We start from the raw sequence: 1,041 nt of genomic DNA on the forward strand, positions 1-1,041 counted from the left end.
TCCTGGTGACGGAGCAAGGCCCAGAACGCCTGACCACCATGGAGCGCAAGCTCTTCTCGTGTGTTTGAGGACCGTCCACCATGATAAAGCACACGCGACCGGTCATCGGTATCGTCAGCAATTTCGACGTTGAGAAGGAAGGCTATTTCTGTTCCGTTCACTATGTGCGAGCAATCGAGAGAGCCGGCGCACTCCCTTTTATTTTGCCCTATATCAAATCAGAAGAAGTGGGCATGATACTGGACCTCATTTCCGGTCTCGTGCTTACTGGTGGCGGAGATTTTCCGACGGAACTATACGGCGCAGCTCCGCATCCGGCTGTTCAGCGAATAATCCCGGAGCGAGATCACTTCGAATTCGCACTGGCCCGTTCAGCGCTCGATCGGTCCATGCCTGTTCTCGGCGTCTGTCGGGGGATGCAGATTTTGAATGTCGTAGCCGGAGGTACAATCTACCCGCATACCCTCGATGAGGTTCCAAATGTGTTCGACCATCGCGACGGCACATCATTGGACCAAACGGTTCACGAGGTTCAAGTGGAGCGCGACTCGCTCCTATGGCGCCTCTGTGGCGAGCAAACCTCGTCATTCCGGGTAAACAGCTATCATCACCAGGCAGTCAAACGGCTGGGCTCTGAATTCGTGATTTGCGCGCGCGCCGATGATGGAGTCGTCGAGGCGATCGAGGCACCCGGCCGGCCATTTGTAATCGGCGTACAGTGGCACCCAGAATGCATGTATGAGAATGAGCCCGCCTGTCGTCATCTGATTGATAACTTCGTAAAAGCTTGCAGCTGGATTGAAAGGGAGCCCGCATGAAGTGCGGTACCCACCACGCGTACGCTGTCTCAGACGCAAATTCTCTCGAAGCGTTATCAAGCCGGCCAAACATCACCGTGGTTCTCACCGGGAGCAAAAACGAATAAGCACAAAGCCGTCCCCGCATTTCAAGCCTCCATTTTAGGAGGCCATTTTATTCGCCACAGAACGCAATCTATTGGAGCTCCCCAGTGCGAGCCATATCTGAACTCGCCGAATTTGT

1 protein-coding gene is annotated in these 1,041 nt (G+C 54.4%); it reads left to right on the top strand.

The features are described 5' to 3' along the window. Positions 1–80 precede the first annotated feature (80 nt). Complete coding sequence (locus AC0L3D_RS36730) at positions 81–818, top strand: gamma-glutamyl-gamma-aminobutyrate hydrolase family protein (RefSeq protein ID WP_473647537.1); 738 nt, start codon at positions 81–83, stop codon at positions 816–818. Positions 819–1,041 lie beyond the last annotated feature (223 nt).

Source organism: Mesorhizobium sp. WSM4837, assembly GCF_055811435.1.